The following is a 6000-nucleotide window of genomic DNA, read 5'->3' on the forward strand; positions in this document are numbered from 1 at the left end:
TTAATTACAACGTGTTTGTATATAATTTGTAAGGTGAGAAAATTTTGAGAATTTTCTGGCAGTTACAAATTATATTAAAGTGTTATGTTTTTCAATTTTTGCTTAAATATAGTAATTAATTATACATTATGTTGTACAGCGTTTTATTAGTTCAGACAAGGTTTTATTGAATTCTGATAATGTTCAATTCCAATAATTTTTTCTTTTTTGTTTTTCCACCTAATTAAGGAGAAAGTAGTATCCGATTCTTTAAACATTCAGTTTTCTAATTGATTATTTTGATGTCTGTCAATTCCACTTTCTAACAAATAATAAGTCAATATAGAAGCAAATACAGAGTTTATTAAAAACAGTTTAAAATATTTTTTCTTTTTTAAACCGTATAGAACTCCAGCAATTATTAAATTGATTATTAATACAAGAGGAACATAAACTACAATTGCTATTGAAATACTTGGAGCGGGATCTATTTTGTAAATCCATAATCAAATTAACACAAAATAAATTATTCCAAGTACTAATGTTTTATTAAACAATCATATAATTTAGTTTGCGGTCTTTGAAAATTTCAAGTATTGAACTTCCATAATCTATATTGTTTTTTTTAGCCTTTTTTGATTGATTCATTTTTTTATTAAAACTATCAAAATCAAATAAGTATATTTTTGTTTTTCTTATGCTTTCTTCACTTATCTCAATTAACATATCATCGAGTGCATCTAAATTACTTCCTATATATCCTCTATAGCCTAAAAATTTATCTCCCAAATAGCAATAGAAATCTAACATAGTTTTTATATTTTTAAGGTGTAGATAAATATTAGAGGTTATAAGATTTTTGCCATATCCAGTGTTTTTTATGGAGCAACACGAACTCAGCCACAATCTTTTTTTATTTTTACTCAACTCATACCATTGATACTTTACTTCATTTATTTTCCAAGAATAAAGTAATTCTGCAAGAAAATTATTGTTTTTTTCACACAAGTAACTTTTAAGAGATGTTTTTATTTGTATCTTATCAGAAGTAATTAAAGTGTATTCCTTTATAGTAAAATATATATTGACAAAACAGTCTTTAAAAGAGATTATTACTTCATGACCTATATTTAATATATTATTAATTTTTTCATTCACACCATAAAGTATTATTGAAAAATGATCTCTTTCCTTTTTTACTTTATAGAAATCAAAATAGAAATTATTTTCTTTTTCGTCTTTAATGTAAAATGTAAATTGTTTAACCATTAATATCTTCCTGATTTTTTTAATTATTACTAACGTGTTTGTATATGATTTGTTAGGTGTTTTAGTAACTAAAGTTAGCAAATAAATCACAGATAGAAAGTCTGCGAGAACTTTCGTAAGTAAGCTTTTACCAGCAATTAACTTTATACGGTTTTACCAGACGTTATTATGCTAATTCTTCTGAAACAATTTCCATTTTAACTCCATTTTCGTTAATTCCCCAAATTTGTAAAGTATCAAACCCATTTCTTTTCACTTCTTCAAAGTCAATTTTTTTACCACTTATCAATTCTATTTTTCCATTTGAATCAACAACCTCTCTAAATTCATCCTCGTAGTCAATTCCGTAATAAGTTGATATTATTAATTCAAACCTCTCATTACCATTTTCAGAAGTGTATACATTTTCTGCTTTTCTGTTTTTTATTTGTTCTTCTGAATATTTATCACAAAACATTGCGTTATAACCATGAAAACAACCGTCAAATAATAAAAATTCCTCTTCATTTGAAACATCAACAGCAATTATTTTCGAAGGTGCAAATTCCGTTTGAACAATTAGGTTTTTGTATTTGGAATGAAGTTCTCCGTAATATTTTATTCTGAAAATTTTTCCACCAGATTTTGTTTTCAATTTTCTTCTCCATTCGTGTGAATAAAGTTTTTCGGGATTAATTATATTTTCAACGTTATTCTCAAGAAAAGTTGGGCTTAAAATTCCATTTTCTGTTGTGTTAATTGAATTTTCCTTTTTTTTTTTTAATATTAAATATTCCCATATTTAGATTTTGAGTGTTTTTTAATGTGTGGTAACGTGTTTGTATATGGTTTGTTACGTGGTTTAATCAACTAATTTAGTAAATAAATACTGACAAAGAAAATCCGCGAGGATTTTCGTAAGTAAGCGTTTTACTAGCAATAAATTATATATGGTGTTGTGGGTAGTTTTAATTTATTTCAACCTTATATTTCAGCTCTTTTTTCCCATCTAAATAAAGCTTTATTTCAAATTCTTTTTCAAATTCCATAAACCAACTATCTGCTTTGTAGTATTCACAAATTTGTTTAACTATTTTGCCAATAATAGCCATTAGAATTATTTTGATGTCGTTTTTGTGTTTATTAAAGTTTGGAAATATTCCTAACATATTCCATTTTTGTTTTTCAATTTTTCCAGCATTAGGTTTGTATTTCACATTGCGAGAATTTCTATTTTCTGAATCATATTCAACTGAAGCTAAAGCATCGTTTTTGTTAGAATCAAATTCAATTCTAATTTCTGTAATTACTTCAGGTTCCCTAATAAATATTATTCCACCTGCAAATGTATTGTGAACGTAAACTCTTCCTTTGTTATTTAAATAATATTCAAAGTCTTCATTCAGTAATACACTTTCATTTTCTGTAAGGTCAGGAAAAATAATTCCAGAAGCTATTTTAAAATCTTTAGATAATTTTTCTCCGGATAATTTATGAAAATCTAATTCTTCTATTTGACTAAGTATTGAGTTCATTTTTAATTACCTACGTTCCAGCTAAAAAGTGTTGCTGTTCAGCAGGGCAGCTATGATTTTTTAGCCATTATTAGCTTTTCGTTTTTTATTCTTTCGTTTATTCTATGTTTATCTAGCTTTTCAGGTTCTATCAAGTTGTTGTTTTTAACGAAATGATAAACCCCTTGAAATAGTTCTAGACATTCATTTAAATACTCTTTTTCGATTTCCTTATTTCCATCTTTTTCTAAATAGTCTAGACACCTTTTTACAAATACAGTAGCGAAATCAAATTGCTTCCCCTGAGATAAGGATATTATGTGATTGATATATGTTGCAAACTCATACTCTGGAATGTTTCTTTTAAAATATCTTAAGGGAACATGTTTATTTATTCGTTCTATATGATAATCTATATTAAAATTAATTGGAGACCAATCTAAAAATAAAAATTCATCTCTATGTTCTCCATTTAGATCCGTTAATTCTGTGTAGTGTCCAATTGGTACGTCACAATCTGGTCCGTAAAGCTTTTTTGAATAGATATTTATTTTAGTAGCAATTAAAGGGGTATTGTCTTTGTCTATTTGGAATTCATATCTCCCAAATTCATATATCAAATCAGCTTTATCATGTCCATCTAAGAAATCGACACCAAGTTCTTTGTCAAATTCAATACAGGCATCTATTTCTCCTTTTACAGATTCTAACGCTTTCTTTTTAAGAGAATACTTTTCTACAATGAGTATGAATTGGTTCTTAATATCCATTTTTTTTAATGAAAGCTAACGGTTTAGGCTATGATTTTGTTGTGGAAAATGTCGAAGACTTTTCCGCTTATGAAATCAGCCGTTTGGGTTGTTAAATTATTAAATTTTGTTATAATGCCACAATGAATTATAGCGATTGTTGTGCAACGTATTTTATTTGAATTCAATTCTTAATTTTTCATACTGACTCACCATTCTTTTTGTAAAATCAGAATTAAATTCTTTTTCGTTTATTTTCCCTCCAATTAAGTTCTCAAAATTCTCCAGCTTGTAATAAGTCCTTTTGTTTTCATTGTTTGTTCCTAAGTCAAAACTATTTTTTGTTTTTTTAAAAATATTTCCAATAAAATTTGATTCCGTTTTAGAGTTATAAAACAATGAATCATTTTTCAAAATCATTTTTCGTGGAATAATTCTCAACATATATTCAGAACAAATATGAACAGTGTCATTTTTTATGAAAATTTCTGCATAATCAATTGTATTGCCTTCAAGTTTTTCAGAGCTACTCGAATACCAATTTCCAGAAATATTCCATTTTTCCTTTTTTTTATTGCAACCTAAAAGCAAAATAATTATTAGTAAAAGTATTAGTTTTTTAGTCATTTGTGATTTTTCGCCTTATGTTGCACAACGTCTCGGCTATGATTAGTACTGGAATAAATAAGCGATTAATTTCCGATTAAGCACTTAGTTAAAACTTTTTATTTTGTTTTATTTTTTTATTTATAAAGCCAAATCAAAAAGATTTGGCTTTATAAAAATACACTAAACTTTGGTCTAAGTACCAAAACCCGTGTTAATTTTAGCCATTGTTATAAACAGGCTTTTAGTTCTGTTAGATTCGGTAAAAAATCAAACTCAATTAGTCCAATAAGTTTGACAACATTTCTTTCAATAGACTTAATTTGGTAAACATTATATTCTCTATTTTTTATATTTATACAGATTCCTATGAAAAACATAGAATCCTTTTCAGTTAAATACCAATTTCCAATTTGTTCTTTATTTTCAAGAAACTTACTTTCCAATTTCATCATTTTTCCCAATTCTAAATTAGGATTTAAACTTTTTGACTTATTAAATTCTAACTTAAGTGAATCTCTTATTGGTAAAAAACATTTTTTATCAAAGAATTCAATGATTTTGTTTTTAGGTTTTGTAATATTCTTAATGACATTAATTTTATGAAATGTAGAAATTGTATTTGATTCAGGGAACCTAATCCGTATAGAGTCATTCTTGAATCTTTGAAATTTTAAAATATCAATTTCTCCTGTTTTACTGATAATATTATTTTTGTAGTCAATATTAATTTTTACCACAGAATCCATTGAAATATGGGAAATTTCAGATTTGTCAAAGTCAATTAATAATCCTTTCTTCATAGGTTTCCAACCTTGACTTCGGTTAATAACTTTTTCAGATTTTAAATACCATAATCCAGAAATTTCTTGACTAATTAAATGGTTTATGTTTAGCAATATTATTATCAGTAATAATTTTTTCATCAACTTGTTTATAACGTGTTTGTGCATGATTTGTTTGCGTGAATTTAGCGAATAAATAGTTAATAATTACAAGCCTTTAAAGTTCATGGGGTTTTTCCGAAGGAAAAACTTATTAAGCAATTAATTATGCACGGTGTTATAAGTAGTATCATTCAGAGCAAAATTTATTTATTCGTATTAATTCATCTTGTTCAACACCACTCAGTATTCCTGTTTTCAAAGCTTTTTTAAAGTTTAAACACGCATTAATTGTATCTTTTAAATATTCATATGACCTTCCTATATAATAATAAGAAGTTCCGTCAAGTGTTCTATTCTTAACATCAATAATCTCTTTAAAATCTAAAATAGCTTTTGAAGTTTTTTTCAATTCAAGGTATGTTAATGCTCTTTCAAATATAAGCTCATCAATTTCAACGTAGTATTGGAAATCTTTATCGAAGTCGCCATTATATACAGTATAGATTTTTTCTTGTTTATCAGTAGCTTTAATTGCTTTCGAATAATAATAAACAGCAGAGTCATTTAAATTTAAGTTTTTGAAGTTATTAGCAATATTGGCTAGAGCAAGAGTATTGTCATAGTCAAAGCCAATAATTTTTTTATAGTCTGAAATTGCCCCATTAAAATCTCCAGTCGATGATTTATTTGCTCCTCTGTTAATTAGTGAAGGTCTAAAGTTTGGATTCTTTTTTAAGATTCTGTCATGAATTAAATTAGCTTCTTTATAAGAATTTAAGTTCTCAAAATATGAAGCTTTGAAGTAAAGTTCTTTGTTTGTAACAGGTCTTTCACAACTGATTAAAATTAATAGGATAATTATTAAGTATTGTTTCATTTTTCAAGTATGTCTCGTCCTGAAATATGGCTACAGGTTAAAATTGAATTTACGCTGATAATTTATATACCATATTAGGAGTTTTAAAGTCTAAAGATAAATGTAATCTTACTTCATTTTATAAATTAATTGCATTTTTT

Annotated in this window: 7 protein-coding genes; all 7 read right to left on the minus strand. The window is 26.3% G+C overall.

Annotated elements, in window-relative coordinates; translation table 11 throughout:
• Positions 1 to 528 precede the first annotated feature (528 nt).
• Positions 529 to 1137 carry a barstar family protein gene (locus tag DS884_RS02825; RefSeq protein WP_158530811.1) on the minus strand — a complete coding sequence of 203 codons (609 nt, stop codon included), beginning with the start codon at positions 1135 to 1137 and terminating at the stop codon, positions 529 to 531.
• Between the two features lie 277 nt (positions 1138 to 1414).
• The gene (locus tag DS884_RS02830; protein WP_113785710.1) at positions 1415 to 1882 is read right to left on the minus strand and encodes a hypothetical protein; all 468 of its coding nucleotides are present in this window, start codon (positions 1880 to 1882) and stop codon (positions 1415 to 1417) included.
• Positions 1883 to 2195: 313 nt separating this feature from the next.
• Positions 2196 to 2762: a hypothetical protein gene (locus tag DS884_RS02835; protein WP_113785711.1), complete on the minus strand. Its 567-nt coding sequence runs from the start codon at positions 2760 to 2762 to the stop codon at positions 2196 to 2198.
• Positions 2763 to 2812: 50 nt separating this feature from the next.
• Complete coding sequence (locus DS884_RS02840) at positions 2813 to 3511, minus strand: hypothetical protein (protein WP_113785712.1); 699 nt, start codon at positions 3509 to 3511, stop codon at positions 2813 to 2815.
• A gap of 153 nt (positions 3512 to 3664) precedes the next feature.
• Positions 3665 to 4117, minus strand: a complete 453-nt coding sequence (locus tag DS884_RS02845) for a hypothetical protein (RefSeq protein ID WP_113785713.1) — start codon at positions 4115 to 4117, stop codon at positions 3665 to 3667.
• Positions 4118 to 4326: 209 nt separating this feature from the next.
• On the minus strand, positions 4327 to 5022 hold the full coding sequence (locus DS884_RS02850; protein ID WP_113785714.1) for a hypothetical protein: 696 nt from the start codon (positions 5020 to 5022) through the stop codon (positions 4327 to 4329).
• A 148-nt stretch (positions 5023 to 5170) separates the two neighbouring features.
• The gene (locus DS884_RS02855) at positions 5171 to 5860 is read right to left on the minus strand and encodes a tetratricopeptide repeat protein (RefSeq protein WP_113785715.1); all 690 of its coding nucleotides are present in this window, start codon (positions 5858 to 5860) and stop codon (positions 5171 to 5173) included.
• Positions 5861 to 6000 lie beyond the last annotated feature (140 nt).

This window comes from Tenacibaculum sp. E3R01 (assembly GCF_003318185.1).
Taxonomy (GTDB): Bacteria; Bacteroidota; Bacteroidia; order Flavobacteriales; family Flavobacteriaceae; genus Polaribacter; species Polaribacter halocynthiae.

Coding starts and splice junctions, on each gene's coding strand:
- DS884_RS02850 (WP_113785714.1), bottom strand. CDS start 5,022: ATGAAAAAATTATTACTGATAATAATATTGCTAAACATAAACCATTTA.
- DS884_RS02835 (WP_113785711.1), bottom strand. CDS start 2,762: ATGAACTCAATACTTAGTCAAATAGAAGAATTAGATTTTCATAAATTA.
- DS884_RS02840 (WP_113785712.1), bottom strand. CDS start 3,511: ATGGATATTAAGAACCAATTCATACTCATTGTAGAAAAGTATTCTCTT.
- DS884_RS02855 (WP_113785715.1), bottom strand. CDS start 5,860: ATGAAACAATACTTAATAATTATCCTATTAATTTTAATCAGTTGTGAA.
- DS884_RS02845 (WP_113785713.1), bottom strand. CDS start 4,117: ATGACTAAAAAACTAATACTTTTACTAATAATTATTTTGCTTTTAGGT.